Below are 16,392 nucleotides of genomic sequence, written 5' to 3'. Positions count from 1 at the left end.
GGCCGCCGCCCGGGTACCCGGCCGCGCATGAGCGACGAGGACCGTAGGCACGGGCACGACGACAGGGACCGCCGCCGGCGGGGCGAGGGCGCCACGGCCGCCGAGCAGGCCGCCCGCGGCCGGCGCGAGACGGAGCGCGAGCGTGTCTCCGCAAAGCCGTTCGACCACCCCCGCCCGGAGCGCTGGGCCGGGGTCCGGGGCCGGCGCCGCATGAGCGACGCCCAGGCCGCCGCGGACGCGCCGCCGGGCATCCCGTGCGGCTACGGCACGACCGGCGGCGGTCGGCCCGGCGCCACGCACCCGCCGGCCGCCGCGCCCCGGGACACGACGTCACGTACGGGTTCCGCGGAGCCGGGCAGCGACGACGAGGGACCGGTGAACCGCTCCGGCCGGTGACGCGGCAGGCGTCACGGGGGTCCGTTCGGCCAGGGTCGGCCGTCCGCGTACCCGGTGTCCGGCTGTGGCCGGGGCGGCGGGGCTTCGTCGGCGGTGAGGTGTTCCAGCACCTCGACCAGTTCCTGGCAGGCCTTCTCCACCGAGCGCCGGGTGTTGCGCTGCTCGGTGATCACCGCGGACAGCAGGAGCGCGGTCAGGGCCATGGATCCGTTGAACGCCTGGAGCTTCGCCATGACCTCGATCCGGCTCAGCCCCGCGAAGGGGCCGACGCCGTCCGTCGCGGCGACGGTGGCCAGCACGGACGTCAGGAGGGCGCACAGCACACTGCCCAGGAGCTGGAAGCGCAGGGCGGCCCAGATGAGCAGCGGGTAGACGAGGAAGAGCACGCTGATCGAGCTGTAGGCGGCCACCGGAACCAGACAGCAGGCGACGACGACCAGCGCGGTCGCCTCCTTCCAGCGGGCCAGCGGCGGAGGCCAGCGCGCGCGGTTCACGATCAGCAGCAACGGGGTGACGATCAGGACGCCCATGGCGTCGCCCACCCACCAGGCCAGCCACACGGGCCAGAACGAGGCCGCGTCCAGCTTGTCCGTGACGACGAGGAGGCCGACGCCGACCGTCGCGCTGATCAGGGTGGCGGTCAGTGCGCCCAGGAAGACCAGGGCGACGCCGTCCCGCAACCGGCCGATGTCGGTGTGGAAGCGGGCGCGGCGCAGCAGGAGCGCCGCGCACACCGGTGCGCCGGTCTGGCCGGCGACGGTGATCAGCACGTCCGGGCGGAGGTCGGTGACGGACAGCACGGCGAAAAAGGCACCGATCGTGATGCCGGGCCAGCAGCGCAGGCCGAGGATCAGCAGGGCGGCGACGGCGACGCCCGTGGGCGGCCAGACGGGGGTGACGACGGCACCCTCGACGGTGAGTTCGCGCAGGAGTCCGAGCCGGGCCGCGGCGTAGTAGCAGGCCGCGACGGCGAGCACCTGGACGGCGTAGCCGCCCGGTCGGCGCAGCACCTCGAAACCCACCACAGCAGCCATCTCACACCGGCGGCCCCGCGACGGCGAGGCGAGAGCCGATCCCGTCCGGCCCTATGGCTGAATCCCCGGGCGACCCGGCGCCGGCCGGCCCGGCCCGCTCCAGATCCGGCTCCGCCCCCGCACGGGCCACCGCCGACCCCCGGACCACCTGCGCCGACGCCGGCCGAACCGGAGGACCGCCGTCACATCGGCGGCGGAGACGGACGGCATCGCCCCCGGCCCGCCTGAGCGGGGGCGGTCGGCCGGGCCGGGCGGCGCCGGGTTCGGTTCCGGGTCATGCGTGGATGCCGTCCAGGCCGACGACCAGGACGGCCGCGTCGTCCTCGTGGCCGACGCTCTCGGCACACTTGATCACGGCGGCGGCCAGCGCATGCGCCTCCAGGCCGGCGACGGCGGCGATACCGGCGAGGCGCACCACCTGGTCGAGGCCGTCCTCGATGTTCAGCGAGGGTCCCTCCACCACGCCGTCGGTGACCAGTACGAACACGCCGCCCGTGGTGAGCCGGTGGCTGCTGACCGGGAACTCCATGCCCGGCTCGATGCCGAGCGGCGGCCCTCCCTCCTCGTCGACGACGCCCGACTTGCCGTCCGCCGTGGCCCACACGAACGGGATGTGGCCGGCCCGTGCGCACTCCAGCACTCCGGTGGCCGGGTCGAGGCGCATGAAGGTGCAGGTGGCGAACAGTTCGCTGCCCAGCGAGAGCAGCAGCTCGTTGGTGCGGGCGAGGAGCTCGCCCGGCTCGCCGGTGACGGAGGCGAGGGCGCGCAGCCCGGCCCGCACCTGGCCCATGAAGGCGGTGGCCTCGATGTTGTGCCCCTGGACGTCGCCGATGGACAGCCCGATCCGGCCGTCGGGCAGGGCGAACGCGTCGTACCAGTCGCCACCCACGTTGAGACCGAGGTTGGCCGGTGTGTAGCGGACGGCGAGGTGCAGGCCGGGTGCGGTGGGCAGGTCCCGGGGCAGCATGCCGCGCTGCAGGGCGATGGCCAGCTCGACCCGGGTGCGCTGCAGCTCCGCGCGCTCCCGTGCCTGGGCGGTGAGCGAGCCGAGCCTGGCCAGCAGCTCGTCGCCTTCGTCCGGGGGGCGCTTGCGGGGCATCGATCACTTCCGGCGGGGCGGTGGCCTTCCCTGACCGGCCGCCTGCATGTTCGGCAAACGCCTAGATTTTACCCATACCGTGAGATCTCGCCTCCGCTGCGGGCCGCGGTACGGATCCCGTTCAGCGCACCTCGGAGTCGATCCCCGTGATCACGGCGGGCCCCAGCGGCGCGCTCCCCTCGTCCAGTCCCGCGTTCCGGAGGGCGGAGCCGGCGATCCGGCGGGCCTCCTGCTCGGCGTGCGGGCCGGTGTCCGCCTCGACGGTCAGGCGGAGCGTGAAGGTGTTGTCCTCGTTGACGCTGAGTACGTCCAGGTCCTCGGCGTTGCCCATCCGGGTGCCGTGCGGATCGGCGGGCCTGAGCGCCGTGGCCAGGCGACTGCGGGTGTCGGTGCCGATGTCCGCCGTGAAGGTGCCGGGGACGCTGATCACATAGGTCGTCATGACGATCCTTTCCTCGGGCGTCCCCCCGCCTACCCCGATTCGCGGCGTTCGCACAGCGCCGGACGAACCCGTGCGTCCGGGCGCTGACGTGCCGCCCCTGCCGTCGGGGCGCTCACCTCATACTTCGGCGTGCCGCTGACCAACCGAGTGCGCGCGGCCGTGGCCGACGCCGGCGCTCGCGGCGGCGACCGGAATGGTCGCGCCGGCCGCCGGGGGCCCGGGCCGCCCCGGCGGGCACGCCCCCTGTGTGATGGGCGTGCGCGCCAGGGGCCTGCCGGGTCAACTGCCGGGGGCGCTCGGCGTTCCGGGCGGTGGTCCTGCTGTCGGCACGCCCGCCCCGGCCACGATCATCGCCCGGTGCCGGACGGCCCGGCGCCGGCTGCTGCCAAGCAGCCGGTGGGTCGCTCACAGCGGGGAGCGGGCCACCGCCGTCACATAGGCGCCGAACAGCAGGGACACGACGGTGAGTGCACCGTAGACGACCATCGCGTGGGTCGGCCGGTTCCGCCAACTCCGCGCCAGCGCACGGGCCATGGGGATGAGCAGCGGGAAGGCGGGCAGCAGGAACCGCGGCTTGGAGGAGAAGGAGCCGGAGCCGCCGACCACGAGCAGGATCAGGACGCCGGCGAAGACCACGAGGACCAGCGGAGCACGCTCCAGGCACAGCAGGGCGAAGAGCAGCACGCCGGCCGCGACGATCACCAGAGAGGCCGGGTAGACGACACCCCCGCCGTGCAGCAGCAGGGCTTTGAGGAAGCGTGCCGAACCCACGCCGAAGTCGAAGCGGGAGTCCCAGGCGCTCTGCACCGTGAAGTAGCCGCCGAGCACGTCTCCTATCCGGCTTCCCACCCACAGCACATAGCCGAGCCAGCCGAGCGGGGCCAGCACGGCACCGGCCCACAGGCTCACCGGGACCCGGCCGCGCCGGCGCAGCGCCTCGTACCCGGCGGCGAGGGAGACGGCCACGGCGATCGCGAAGCCGCTCGGGCGGGACAGCCCGGCCAGCGCGGCCAGTGCCCCGGCCCACAGCCAGCGCCCCCTGAGCACGCAGTACAGGGACCAGATCGCGAGCGCGGCGAACAGCGACTCGGTGTAGGCGATGGTCAGTTCGACGGAGTGTGGCAGGGCGGCCCACAGCGCGACCAGCGCGGTGGCGACCCCGCGGCCGTAGAGGTGGTGGCCGATGGCGTAGACGCCGTACGCCGCGACGCCGGCCGCGGCCCAGGCGATGAGCAGCGCGGCCTGGCCGGGGGTGAACGGCAGGACCGTGGTCAGCGCCCTGATGAGCCCCGGATACAGCGGGAAGAACGCCCAGTCGCTCTGCACGGCGCCCTGCGGGGTGATCCAGATCTTGTGGCCGTAGCCGTGGGCGGCGATGTGCAGGTACCAGCGAGAATCCCAGGAGTGGGCCAGGGTCCGCAGGAGCGGGTGGCCCCTGACGGCGTTGGTGAGGATCACCACCAGGATCCCGGCGAGCCGGACGGACACGAACAGGGCGAGGGCGGGCAGTACGCCCTCGGGGGTCCCGCGCCGGGCGATGCGCGGCAGGGCCGGGCGGCGGAGGGGACCGGAAGGCGCGGCCGGCTCGGGCGGCCGCGGTACGGAAGAGGTGCTCACTCTGTTGACCTTGGGCACGCCAGGTAAGACGTGCAATGCGCGACCCGGGTTTCTTACGCACTTCCACCCCTATTCAGGAATCAGTCAAGGAATGGGTGCAAATCCCTTACACCGGACCCCTCGGAAGGAGCACCTGAGGGGTGCGGTTACCATATGAGCGCTGCCTAGCTCGAAAGATGGATCCGTGACTGTCAACGACGACTCGTTCACCAACTGGAAGATCCGCGAGGAGATCGCGGAGTCGATGATCCCGCTCATCGGGAAGCTGCACCGCGAGCGGGACGTGACCGTCCTGCTGCACAGCCGCTCCCTGGTGAACAAGTCGGTGGTCAGCATTCTCAAGACGCACCGTTTCGCCCGGCAGATCGCGGGTGCGGAGCTGTCGGTCACCGAGACCATGCCGTTCCTGGAGGCCCTGGCCTCGCTGGACCTCGGGCCCTCCCAGATCGACCTCGGCATGCTGGCCACCACGTACCAGGCCGACGAACGCGGGCTGAGCGTCGCGGAGTTCACCGCGGAGGCCGTCGCCGGCGCCACCGGCGCCAACAAGATCGAGCGCCGTGAGCCGCGCGACGTGGTGCTGTACGGCTTCGGCCGCATCGGCCGGCTCGTCGCCCGTCTGCTGATCGAGAAGTCCGGCTCCGGCAACGGCCTGATGCTGCGTGCCATCGTGGTGCGCGGCGGCGGCGCCCAGGACATCGTGAAGCGTGCCTCGCTGCTGCGCCGCGATTCCATCCACGGCCAGTTCCAGGGCACCATCACCGTCGACGAGGACAGCAGCACGATCGTCGCCAACGGCAACGCCATCAAGGTGATCTACGCCGACGACCCGTCGGCCGTGGACTACACCGAGTACGGCATCCGGGACGCCATCCTCATCGACAACACCGGCAAGTGGCGCGACCGCGAGGGCCTGTCCAAGCACCTGCGCCCGGGCATCGAGAAGGTCGTCCTCACCGCGCCGGGCAAGGGCGACGTCCCGAACATCGTGCACGGCGTCAACCACGACACCATCAAGCCGGACGAGCAGATCCTGTCCTGCGCCTCCTGCACCACCAACGCGATCGTCCCGCCGCTGAAGGCGATGGACGACGAGTACGGTGTGCTGCGCGGCCACGTGGAGACCGTCCACTCGTTCACCAACGACCAGAACCTGCTGGACAACTACCACAAGTCCGAGCGCCGGGGCCGCTCCGCGCCGCTGAACATGGTGATCACCGAGACCGGTGCCGCGTCCGCCGTCGCCAAGGCGCTGCCGGACCTCAAGGCGAAGATCAGCGGCAGCTCGATCCGCGTCCCCGTGCCGGACGTCTCGATCGCGATCCTGAACCTGCAGCTGGCCCGCGAGGCCACCCGCGAGGAGGTCCACGACTACCTGCGCGAGGTCTCGCTGACCTCGCCGCTCAAGCGGCAGATCGACTTCATCACGGCGCCCGACGCGGTCTCCAGCGACTTCATCGGCTCGCGCCACGCCTCGATCGTGGACGCCGGCGCCCTGAAGGTCGACGGCGACAACGCCATCCTCTACCTCTGGTACGACAACGAGTTCGGCTACTCCTGCCAGGTCGTCCGCGTCGTCCAGCACGTGTCGGGCGTGGAGTACCCCACGTACCCGGCGACCGCCGTCTGACGGTACCGGGGTACGACCACGGCCGCCGACCGGGTTCCGGTCGGCGGCCGTCCCGCTGGGGCGCGTACGGTCAGGCCTTGGCCGGACCGGCACAGGCGCCCGCGGCACACGCCGTGAGCCACTGGTCGAAGTCGGCGTCGTAGCGGGTGCCGATGCCGTCGTGGTAGACGGCGTATCCGCCGGCGTAGTCACCGGCGCGGAAGCGGTCGAGCATGCGCTGGACGTCGTCGGGGTGCTTCTCGGCCATGTAGCGCACGGCGAGATAGCCCCACGGGTAGGTGCGGATGACGTCGCTGTTCTCGTAGGTGTTCTCGAAGAGGGTGCTCAGCTTGTACGTGTGCTTGGCCGCCTCCTGGATCGCCTGGCCGTCGGCGATGCCCCGGTAGCTGTAGGACACGTACTCGGCGACGCCCTCGATCCACCACACGTCGGGCACCGAGATCTGCTGGTCGAAGGCGCCCTTCATGTCGTCGCGGCCGTCGAGGAAGTGCGTGTACTCGTGGTTGAGGTTCCAGATCCGGGCCGTGAAACCGTCGTCCGTGGGCTTCTGGTACATGATCGAGGTGACGTGGTTGGCCGGGTCGGACGGGGTGCCGTCCAGGGTCATGCCGCCGTTGTCGGTGTCGATACCGTAGATCGGGCCGGCGTAGGTCTGGTAGTCGGCGCGGCTGGTGAAGACCACGAGTTGGATGGTGGACACGTACTGGCCCGGTATCGCTCCCCCGGCCCTCACGACTCCGCGGAAGTAGTCGCTCTGGTTGAGCACGCTGGCGCAGGCGGCGTCGAGGTCGGTGGCGGTCAGCGACTGGGCGAGGACGGTGACGTTCGCATCGCACTGGCGGCTGACCGGCAGGACGGCCTTGGTCAGCTTGCCGGGCAGGTCGCAGACGTCGTAGTACGCGCAGTCGGCGCTGTCATAGGCGTTGGCCTGCGTGGCGGCGGCGACCCAGAGCCCGGCCGTGGGGCCGGTCATCGCGGTCTCGTCCAGCAGGTCCCTGGTCAACGGGCGGACGGTGCCCCGCAGTTCGGGGTGCTCGACGTAACGGGCCAGGTTCATCCCGGCGTTGGAGTCCAGGAACGCCCGGTCGGTGCCGAGCAGATCGGTGTGGGCGAGCGCGAAGTCGTACAGGGTGTCGATGATCCGGGGGTCGTCCGCGACCGCCTTCACGTAGTCGGGGTTCCAGTTGCCGCGCCACAACGGGGTGTAGACGTCGTTGACGGCCCTGACCATGCTGTCGACGGAGTCGTACGAGCCGGCGTAGGCGTTCAGCAGCCGCCGGTAGACGTACAGATAGCGGCCCTGCTGGTCGGCGCTGTCGGTGAGGATGACGGTCTCGCCGAGGATGTCGCCGTTCACCGCCGTCACGTCGCGCGAGTGGGACCGGGCGAAGAACGCGTCCAGGCCGGCCGTGACCGCCTTGGTCAGACGAGCGCTGTAGGAGCCCACGTCCCCGGAGTGGTTGAACTGCACGTAGTAGCCGGCGCGCAGGAAGAGGACCAGTTGCTCCAGGCCGCCGGAGTCGTCACCGCGGTACTGCCCGGCCGTGCGGGTGTACGCGGCCGCCACGCTGAGCATCTGGGACTGACGGAAGACGTCGTGCGCGTCCTTGCCGGTCACCGAGAACAGGGTGTTGACGCAGTCCGTGGACGAGGCTTTCACGAAGGCGGCGAGGGCGGAGCCGGAACGGCTGCCGAAGTCACCCGGGGTGCAGGAGGCCGCCGTCGCCGCCTTGCGGACCGGCCTGCCCGCCAGCGGCTGCAGGGGCGGGAGCTGGGCGGGGCTGAGCCGCCGGGCCTGGTGTGCTGGACGCTCGGTGACGGCGGTGGACGCGCCGGTCGGTGAGGGCACGGACGTGTGCCCGCGGGGAGTGCCGGCGGCAGCGGTGTGCGGCTGTGGTGCCGCCAGCGCCGGCGTGGACAGCAGCCCGGCCACGGTGACGCAGACGGCCGCGGCACCGGCCATGCGTCCGCGTGCACGGGGGTGGGGACGGCCGGGCATGCGTCTGGGCGGCGCGAAGCGATAGCGCATCGGGATTCCTCCACGAAGGGATGCGCCTCGGTGGGGTGTTGAGGCGTGTGAGGCACTGTCTCAGCGGGCCGCCCGCCCCAACAATGCCGTGTGACATAGCACATGACACTGATCGCTCATAACATCACGGCACGCCTGTGACGTGCCGCGATCGCGGCGACCGTCCGCGGACGCCGGTCGCTACGCCCCGACGCTCCACGTCCGCGAGGCCCAGGCCCGCAGGTGGGGTGCCTGGGCGACGAGCTCGCGGTAGGCGGCCGTGGCGGACTGGGACAGCGCGTCCACGACCTCCTCGGTGACGGTGTCGGGTCGCCAGGCCAGCACATACCGGCACCACAGCGGCGAGCCGACCAGCGGCTTGACCACGACGTGCGGGATCGGGCGCAGCGTCGGCTGCACGAGGGACACCCCCAGGCCGTCGGCGATCATGCTCTGCAGCTGGGTCTGGTCGCCGAGGAACTCGTGGACGGTGACCGGTGTGAACCCGGCCGCCGCACAGGCGTCGTAGAACACCCCGGGCCAGCCGGCGCCGTCGTCCGGGGTCACGAACCACGCGTCCTCGGCGAGATCGGCGAGCTGGACCTGGGCGCACTGGCGCAGCCGGTGCCGGGAGGGCAGGGCCACGAACGTGGGCTCGGTGACGATCCCGCGGTGCCGCACCGCGGCCGAGTGGCTCAGCTCCATGCCCGGGTAGTCGGCGGCGATGGCCGCGTCCACCCCGCCCTCCTCCAGCAGCTCGACGATCCGCGAGGAGGCGTAGACGCTGGTGACCGCGAGGGACAGTTCCGGCAGGCGGGTGCGGACGCGGGAGACCGTGCCGGACAGCATGGGCGAGTTGGTGGCCGCCACGCGCAGCGTACGGCGGGCTCGCGCGGCGGCCGGGCGGTGGCCGATGGCGTCGGCGCGGGCCAGCACGTCGCGGGCCTGGGCGACGACCTCGGCACCGTAGCGGGTCGGCCGGACCCCGCTCGTGCCGCGCTCGAAGAGCGGCTCGCCGAGGTGGCGCTCGATGCGCCGCAGCTGGGTGCTCACGGCCGGCTGCGAGTAGCCGAGCTGTGCCGCCGCGCGCCCCACGCTGCCGGCGTCGGCGATCGCACACAGCACCCGCAGGTGCCGCAGCTCCAGCTCCATCGCGCCACTCCCCGTTCCGTCCACGGCCGCCCCGGGGGATCCATCCGCCTCCCGGGGAAAACCACTGCTCACAGCCACCGCCGGCTGTGGTCGTGGCCGGCGGACCGAAGCGTCGCACTGTGCCGCGTCCGGCACAAGTCGCAGGCCCGCCGACCTCGTGGCAGCGCTTGCGGGCGGGCCGGTCTCAGTGGCGGCCGAGCACCTCCGCGACCCGGATGAAGCCGTCCGTGCCATGGCCGAGGCCGATGGTGCGCCGGGCCATGCCCTCCACCGCGCGGATCACGCCCGCGTCGATGCCGTGCGCCTCGGAGACGGCCACGACATGGGCCATGGTCGACGCAGCCGAGGTGAGGGGGTTGATCGCCCCGGAGTAAGTGCCGTCGTCGGCGTCCTGCGCGAACTGGGCGAAGAGCGGCGGCAGGATCGCGCCGATGCCCTGGGCGAAGGGTGCCAGTTCCCCGGCCGTGACGCCCTCCGCGCGGGCGATCGCAACGGCGTGCGCGTAGCCCGCCATGGCCGTCCAGAAGAGATCGAGCAGCGCGATGTCGAACGTGGCGGCGCGTCCGGGGTCCTCGCCGAGGTGGGTGTGCGTGCCGCCCAGTGCCTCCAGCGCGGGCCGGATCTCCTCGTACAGCTCCCGCGGTCCGCTGTGCAGGAAGACGGCTTCCGGGGTGCCGATGCTGGGCGCCGGGGTCATGATCGCGCCGTCCAGGTAGCGGATGCCGTGGGCCGCCGCCCAGTCCGCCGTCTCCCGGGCCCGGGCAGGGGTGTCGGCGGTGAGGTTCACGACGGTTCGGGCCTTGAGCGCGCGGGTGACGGGCTCGGGCCGCAGGAGGGCGTCGACCGCGTCGTAGTCCACCACGCAGACGACGGTCAGGTCACCGGCGGCCACGGCCTTCTCGGCCGATCCGGCGCTCGCCGCACCCTGCTCGACCAGCTCCCGGTCCCGGCCGGGTGTGCGGTTCCAGACCGTGGTGCGCAGCCCGGCCCGCAGGAACGCACCGGCCAGCGAGCGGCCCATCGGGCCGAGACCGAGCACGGTGACGGCAGGAAGATTCGTGGATGTGGGCATGTTTCAACTCCCGTAGAGATAAAGGAATACGGCCGTACGGCCTGATGAGGGACAGAAAAGGACGCCGATGACACGCAGCCGCGCCCAGGACCCGAACGTCTGCGGGGTGACCGCCGCGATCGCCGTGATCGACGGCAAGTGGAAGACGTCCTTGTTGTGGCACCTGGAGTCCGGCCCGCGCCGGCCCGCGGAACTACGGCGTCTGCTGCCGGGGTTGAGCGAGAAGGTACTGACTCAGGCGCTGCGCGAGATGGAGGAGGACGGCCTGGTGCACCGGGAGGTGTACGACGTGCTGCCGCCGAAGACCGAGTACACGCTGACCGGTTTCGGCCGCGACCTGGCCGCGGCCCTGGGCCCCGTGTCCGACTGGGGACACCGCCGCCTGGAACGGCTTCGCGCACGCGGGGCCGCGTCCTGACGCACCACCGCCGTCACCTCCTCCCGCATCGTCGCGCTGGCCTCTGACCTCGTGAAACAGCCTCTCCCGGGGGTGCTGCGGCTGCCAAGTACGCACAAAAAAGTGGGTGTCCCCAACCCGCGCTGGCCGGGCGGCTGTTCGCCGACGAGTACCACTGGAAGGACGGCATCGGCCCCCGCGAGCGGCGCCCCCGGATGGTCGACGCCCCGCGGACGCCGCAGGCCTGCGGCACACCGGCTACCGGCAGGCGCTCGCCGTGGCCGGCCTGCCCGGGGATCCGGAGCTGGTGCGGAGCGTACCGGCGCTCACCATGGCGGCAGGGGCCCGGGAGGCACGGGGGATGGTGGCCGGTGGGCCGGACTTCGACGGCGTGTTGATGGCCGAGCGGGCCGTCGCCCTGCTCCTCGCCCGGCCGGGCAGCGCGGGTCCGCCGGTGGACCAGGAGGAGTTCGTCGGCCCCTCTCCCTGGTGCCCCGCGAGTCCACGGCCCCGTGACCGGACTCCTCCGGCCTCACTTGGCTACAGCACGCCTTCATTTGCCTAAAGTGTTTAGGCAAATACATAATCACTTATGGCGGGAGGGAGAGAGCTGATGGTTCGCGCAGGTCTGACGACCGACCGGCTGGTCCGTGCGGGTGCGGAGCTGGCCGACGAGGTCGGCTTCGACCAGGTGACCGTGTCCGCGCTGGCCCGGCGGTTCGACGTGAAGGCCGCGAGCCTCTACTCGCACCTGAAGAACTCCCAGGACCTCAAGACCCGGATCGCGCTGCTCGCCCTGGAGGAGCTGGCCGACCGCGCCGCCGAGGCGCTCGCCGGCCGGGCCGGCAAGGACGCCCTCATCGCGTTCGCCGACGTGTACCGCGACTACGCCCGCGCACACCCCGGCCGCTACGCGGCGGCCCGGCACCCGCTGGACCCCGAGTCGGCGGCCGCGAGCGCGGGCGGCCGGCACGCGCAGATGACCCGGGCGATCCTGCGCGGCTACGACCTGCCCGAGCCCGGACAGACCCACGCGGTCCGGCTCCTCGGCAGCGTCTTCCACGGCTACGTCAGCCTGGAGACGGCCGGCGGGTTCAGCCACAGCGCCCCCGACTCCCAGGAGTCCTGGACCCGCATCCTGGACGCCCTCGACTCCTTGCTGCGCGCCTGGCCCACGGCCTGATCCCAGCACCTCGCACGTCCGCTCCCCCCTCTCACGACGCCTGACGGCCTCCTACGACTCCCCCGAAACGCAGGGCGACACCATGGACACCATCCCGATCACCCCCGACCTCCTGCGCGGCGCCCTCGATCTGGAACGCACCGCCCAGGGGCTGCTGCCGCACCGGCTGCCGGCCCGCGCGCGTGCGCAGTGCGCCGATCCCCAGCTGGCCGTGGCGGAGTCCCAGCCCTCCGGCGTACGGCTGGTCTTCCGCACCCGCGCGACCACGGTCGAGCTGGACACCCTGCCGACCAAGCGGGTCTACGTCGGCGCACCGCCCCGCCCGGACGGCGTGTACGACCTGCTCGTCGACGGACGTCCGGCCGGCAGCGGCCGGGTCGCCGGCGGCAGCACCCTCACGATCGACATGGCCGCCGGGACCGCCGAACACCGGCAGGGCCCCGTCGGCACCCTCCGTTTCACCGGACTGCCCGGCACCGTCAAGCTCGTGGAGATCTGGCTGCCGCACAACGAGACGACCGAACTCGTCGCGCTGCGCACCGACGCACCCGTCGAACCCGTACCGGACCAGGGCGGCAGGGTGTGGCTGCACCACGGCAGTTCCATCAGTCACGGCTCGGACGCCGCGAGCCCGACCACCACCTGGCCCGCGCTCGCCGCGTCCCTCGGCGGCGTGGACCTGATCAACCTGGGGCTGGCCGGGAGCGCCCTGCTCGACCCCTTCACCGCGCGCACGCTGCGCGACACGCCGGCCGGCCTGATCAGCGTCAAACTGGGCATCAACCTCGTGAACACCGATCTGATGCGGCTGCGCGCGTTCGGCCCCGCCGTCCACGGCTTCCTCGACACCGTGCGCGACGGTCACCCGGACACCCCGCTGCTCGTCGTCTCGCCGATCCTGTGCCCCATCCACGAGGACACGCCCGGCCCCAGCCTCCCGGACTTCTCCGCCCTGAGCGAGGGCCGGCTGCGGTTCCGTGCGGCCGGGGATCCGGCGGAGAGGGCGAGCGGGAAACTCACCCTCGGAGTCATCCGGGACGAACTCTCCCGGATCGTGCGCGAGCGGTCGGCCGACGACCCGCATCTGCACCACCTCGACGGCCGTGAGCTGTACGGCGAGGCCGACGCCGCCGAACTGCCGCTGCCCGACGGGCTCCACCCGGACGCCGCCGCCCACCGCCGGATCGGCGAACGGTTCGCGGCGCTGGCGTTCACGCCGGGCGGCCCCTTCACGGACACCGCCGCCTGACCCGTACGGGCCGGCTCACACCAGGTGGGCGAAGACGACGAGGTTGTCGGTGTAGTCCCGCACATCGTGGTCGTAGTCCCCCGCGCAGGTGATCAGCCGGACCTCGGGGCGCTGGGCGTCTGCGTAGACCCGCTGGCTGGGGAAGTCGTCCTTGGCGAAGGTCTCGGCACTGTCCACGACGAACTCGGCGTCGCTCCCGTCGGCGCGCTGCACGGTGAAGCGGTCACCGCGCCGCAGGTCGTCGAGGCCGGCGAAGACGGCGGCGGAGGTCGTCGTGTCGACGTGCCCGGCGATGACGGCGGTGCCCCGCTCACCGGGCGAGACTCCCTTGGCGTACCAGCCGACGAGGTTGGTGTCGCCCGCCGGCGGGGGCTCCAGCTGGCCGGAGGCGCCGATGTCCAGCGTGGTGAAGGGGGCGTCCACGGAAATCTTCGGGATGACCAGACGGGTCGGAGCGGACCGGGGCAGCGCCTTCCCGGACTGCTGGGGGTCGGCCCCCGCGGCGGCGCTCGCGCCCGCGGCACGGGACGCCCGTGACGCGTCGTCGGAGTCGTGGTGTCCGCCGAACAGGGTGACGGCGAGGAGCGTGAGCGCCACGCCCCACAGTGTCAGCCGCCCGCCGCGGCCCGGACTCTGCCCGTCCGCCGGCGGTTGGGCGGGGGGCGAGGAGGAGGGATCTGCTGCCATCGGACACCACCTCACTCGGTCGCGGCAGCACGGGGATCAGAACAGGGGTGCCGGTGCACATGCCCGGCGCGGGGGGGACGTCCAGGAGCGTCAGCGAGCGGGGCGCCGGAGCGCCAGGCTCGGTCGTCGGGGGGCGTACGGGCGTTCGCTGCGGTCACCGGCGCGCAGGCGGGGCCGCGGACCGGCCGCCGCGAGTGCGGGCCGCCGACGCGGTGCGCGCGTCGGCGGCGGCCGCAGCCTCGGGTGACGAGTCGTCGGGTCAGACGGCCGGCTGGCCGGCCTTCTTGCGACGCATCGCGTACATGCCGGCGGCGCCCACGCCCAGCACGGCGAGACCGCCCGCGGTGACACTCGGAGTGGCAAGCGCGCCGCCGCCGGTGTGCATACCGCCGCGCGGCTTTTCGCGGCCGTCGCCGCCGCCCCGCTCGCCGCCGCGCTCGTCGTTGCCGCCCCGCTCGTCGTTGCCGCCCCGCTCGTCGTTGCCGCCGCGCTCGTCGTTGCCCCGCCCCTCGTCGCCTCGCTCGTCATCGCCGCGACCGCCGTCCCGGTCGCCGCTCTTGCCCCCGTCCCGGTAGCTCTCTGGATCGAACCGGCTGTCGTCACTCCCCGAGTCCGAGCCCCAGTCGTTGCCCTGCACCAGGGCGAGCGCTCCGCCACCCGTGTGCATTCCACCGCGCGGCTCGTCGTGTCCGCGGCCGCTGCCGTGGTCGTCGCCGCGATCATTGTCGTGGCCGCGACCCGAGTCGTCCTGGTCGCGACCGTGGTCGTCGCCGGAGTCATGGTCGCGCCCCTGGCTGTGCGAGGAGCCGTCACGGCCTCCGCCGTCGGCCGCGGGCACCGCGAACGCGGCACCGGGAGCGGCGAAGGCGAGGGCGGCCGTGGCGGCAGCCGTCGCCAGAAGCATGCGTGCAGAACGCATAGTGATGTCCTTCCGCCGGGGTCGGGCAGCGGATACCTCATCAGCTGGACAGACCCGGCCTCGACATGAACCACCGTCAGTGAGGGCCCCGGCTCCCACCATCCGGGCCGCCCAGCCGTGTCACTGCGCCACCCGTCTGCCCCAGTGGTCCCACTCGACAGGCCCCCTGCGACCACAGCTGTCGCGCACATTTTGCTCTCGTTGAAGAGAGGCGATAAGCAAGTTCCTGTCCGCGGCCCCCTCGTCCCTGAACGCCTCCCCCCGTCGGCGGTGCGCTGGACCGTTCGGAGGGAGGCCGTGCGGTCGACCCCGGCAACGGTCGGGGAACGCGTGGAACCCGCTTCCCGGCCCGCAGCCGCACGGGTTCCGGCCGGAGCGGGGGTACTCCCGGCGGATCGACCGGCTCGTACGGTGGTGCGCGCGCTCCTAGCCTGAGTCCGACACTCCCTCACCTTCCGGCGGCTCCCCTGCCGCCGGCCCGCCGAGAAGGAGCCGCCCCATGGCCGGGACCCACCTGTCGAGACGAGGAGGCGTCCGGCTGTCCGCAGCGGCGCTGGGTGCGCTGACCGGTGTCGCCATGATCGCCGTCCCCGCCCGGGCCGACGGCGGGGATGTGACGGAGTTTCCGGTGACCACCGCCGCCTACAGCGCTCCCTCCGGCATCGCCGCGGGTCCGGACCAGGCCATGTGGTTCACGGAGAGCGGTGTCGGAAGGATCGGGCGGATCGCGCCCGACGGCACCATGACCGACTTCCCCACCTCCGATCCGGACACCGGTCCCACCGCGATCACCGAGGGGCCCGACGGAGCCCTGTGGTTCGCGGAGACCGGCGCCGACAAGATCGGCCGCGTCACCACCTCCGGCCGTCTCACGGAGTTCCCGGTCCCCACGGCCGACAGCGGACCGGCCGGGATCGCGCTCGGGCCGGACGGGGCCCTGTGGTTCACCGAGGCGAACACGGACGGGATCGGCCGGATCACCGCCTCCGGACGGATCAGCGAGTACCGGCTCCCCACCGCGGGCGCCTCCCCGCACTCCATCGCGCAGGGTGACGACGGGGCGCTGTGGTTCACCGAGCCGGCCACCGGGAAGGTCGGCCGGATCACCCCCTCTGGCCGGATCACGGAATATCCGCTGCCACGCGCCGACGGCCATCCTGAGGACATCGCCGCCGGACCCGGCGGAATGTGGCTCACCACTTCGGGCTCGAACGCGGTCGAACGCATCGGCTACGACGGCGACGTCACCCGTTTCGCGCTGCCGGGCCCGGGGGCCGGGCCGCGCGGCATCACCCGCGGGCCCGACGGGCACGTCTGGTACGCCGACCGGTCCGGCCGGATCGGCCGGATCACCGCTGAGGGCGCGATCACCACCTTCCCGGTGCCGGACGGCGCCGCCCGAGTGCCCTTCCGGCTGACCACGGGCCCCGACCGGACCGTGTGGTTCACCGAACTGATCGGCAACGCCGTGGGCCGGGTCCGGACGCCGCCCGGCTGAGGTCCGGCA

Annotated in this window: 15 protein-coding genes; 6 read left to right on the top strand and 9 right to left on the bottom strand. The window is 72.7% G+C overall.

Annotated elements, in window-relative coordinates; translation table 11 throughout:
• Positions 1–27 precede the first annotated feature (27 nt).
• Positions 28–396 carry a hypothetical protein gene (locus IO33_RS0106330; RefSeq protein ID WP_031161157.1) on the top strand — a complete coding sequence of 123 codons (369 nt, stop codon included), beginning with the start codon at positions 28–30 and terminating at the stop codon, positions 394–396.
• A gap of 11 nt (positions 397–407) precedes the next feature.
• On the opposite strand, the gene IO33_RS0106325 is transcribed toward IO33_RS0106330, so the two are convergent.
• The 4 genes from IO33_RS0106325 to IO33_RS0106310 form a co-directional block, all read right to left on the bottom strand.
• On the bottom strand, positions 408–1,430 hold the full coding sequence (locus IO33_RS0106325) for an MASE1 domain-containing protein (RefSeq protein ID WP_209438816.1): 1,023 nt from the start codon (positions 1,428–1,430) through the stop codon (positions 408–410).
• 274 nt (positions 1,431–1,704) lie between these two features.
• Positions 1,705–2,529 carry a PP2C family protein-serine/threonine phosphatase gene (locus tag IO33_RS0106320; RefSeq protein WP_031161152.1) on the bottom strand — a complete coding sequence of 275 codons (825 nt, stop codon included), beginning with the start codon at positions 2,527–2,529 and terminating at the stop codon, positions 1,705–1,707.
• A gap of 121 nt (positions 2,530–2,650) precedes the next feature.
• Positions 2,651–2,971 carry a hypothetical protein gene (locus tag IO33_RS0106315; protein WP_031161150.1) on the bottom strand — a complete coding sequence of 107 codons (321 nt, stop codon included), beginning with the start codon at positions 2,969–2,971 and terminating at the stop codon, positions 2,651–2,653.
• Positions 2,972–3,376: 405 nt separating this feature from the next.
• Positions 3,377–4,588: a hypothetical protein gene (locus IO33_RS0106310; protein WP_245235713.1), complete on the bottom strand. Its 1,212-nt coding sequence runs from the start codon at positions 4,586–4,588 to the stop codon at positions 3,377–3,379.
• 184 nt (positions 4,589–4,772) lie between these two features.
• On the opposite strand from IO33_RS0106310, the gene IO33_RS0106305 reads away from it, so the two are divergent.
• Complete coding sequence (locus IO33_RS0106305) at positions 4,773–6,218, top strand: glyceraldehyde-3-phosphate dehydrogenase (protein ID WP_031161145.1); 1,446 nt, start codon at positions 4,773–4,775, stop codon at positions 6,216–6,218.
• A gap of 70 nt (positions 6,219–6,288) precedes the next feature.
• Here IO33_RS0106305 and IO33_RS0106300 read toward each other — a convergent pair whose 3' ends face one another.
• The 3 genes from IO33_RS0106300 to IO33_RS0106290 form a co-directional block, all read right to left on the bottom strand.
• Positions 6,289–8,181, bottom strand: coding sequence for a collagenase (locus tag IO33_RS0106300; protein ID WP_037684999.1), 1,893 nt, complete (start codon positions 8,179–8,181; stop codon positions 6,289–6,291).
• Positions 8,182–8,427: 246 nt separating this feature from the next.
• Positions 8,428–9,378 (bottom strand): LysR family transcriptional regulator, encoded by a 951-nt coding sequence (locus IO33_RS0106295; RefSeq protein WP_031161140.1) that lies wholly within the window; start codon positions 9,376–9,378, stop codon positions 8,428–8,430.
• Between the two features lie 184 nt (positions 9,379–9,562).
• Positions 9,563–10,450 carry an NAD(P)-dependent oxidoreductase gene (locus IO33_RS0106290; RefSeq protein ID WP_031161138.1) on the bottom strand — a complete coding sequence of 296 codons (888 nt, stop codon included), beginning with the start codon at positions 10,448–10,450 and terminating at the stop codon, positions 9,563–9,565.
• A 67-nt stretch (positions 10,451–10,517) separates the two neighbouring features.
• On the opposite strand from IO33_RS0106290, the gene IO33_RS0106285 reads away from it, so the two are divergent.
• From IO33_RS0106285 to IO33_RS0106275, 3 genes are all read left to right on the top strand, one after another.
• A complete protein-coding gene (locus tag IO33_RS0106285; protein WP_031161136.1) occupies positions 10,518–10,868 on the top strand; it encodes a winged helix-turn-helix transcriptional regulator in 351 nt (116 codons plus the stop codon).
• A gap of 592 nt (positions 10,869–11,460) precedes the next feature.
• Positions 11,461–12,030: a TetR/AcrR family transcriptional regulator gene (locus tag IO33_RS0106280; RefSeq protein WP_031161134.1), complete on the top strand. Its 570-nt coding sequence runs from the start codon at positions 11,461–11,463 to the stop codon at positions 12,028–12,030.
• A gap of 82 nt (positions 12,031–12,112) precedes the next feature.
• Complete coding sequence (locus IO33_RS0106275) at positions 12,113–13,279, top strand: SGNH/GDSL hydrolase family protein (RefSeq protein WP_031161132.1); 1,167 nt, start codon at positions 12,113–12,115, stop codon at positions 13,277–13,279.
• 15 nt (positions 13,280–13,294) lie between these two features.
• Here the strand turns inward: IO33_RS0106275 and IO33_RS0106270 are convergent, their stop codons facing one another.
• Both IO33_RS0106270 and IO33_RS0106265 read right to left on the bottom strand, forming a co-directional pair.
• Positions 13,295–13,966: a class F sortase gene (locus tag IO33_RS0106270; RefSeq protein ID WP_031161130.1), complete on the bottom strand. Its 672-nt coding sequence runs from the start codon at positions 13,964–13,966 to the stop codon at positions 13,295–13,297.
• A gap of 259 nt (positions 13,967–14,225) precedes the next feature.
• On the bottom strand, positions 14,226–14,885 hold the full coding sequence (locus tag IO33_RS0106265; RefSeq protein WP_031161128.1) for a hypothetical protein: 660 nt from the start codon (positions 14,883–14,885) through the stop codon (positions 14,226–14,228).
• A gap of 499 nt (positions 14,886–15,384) precedes the next feature.
• On the opposite strand from IO33_RS0106265, the gene IO33_RS0106260 reads away from it, so the two are divergent.
• The gene (locus tag IO33_RS0106260; RefSeq protein WP_051926470.1) at positions 15,385–16,383 is read left to right on the top strand and encodes a Vgb family protein; all 999 of its coding nucleotides are present in this window, start codon (positions 15,385–15,387) and stop codon (positions 16,381–16,383) included.
• The last annotated feature ends 9 nt before the right edge of the window (positions 16,384–16,392 follow it).

It is taken from the genome of Streptomyces durhamensis (genome assembly GCF_000725475.1).
GTDB lineage: Bacteria > Actinomycetota > Actinomycetes > Streptomycetales > Streptomycetaceae > Streptomyces > Streptomyces filipinensis.
Note: the sequence above shows the minus strand (reverse complement) of the source record. Positions and strands in the feature narration are given on the sequence as shown.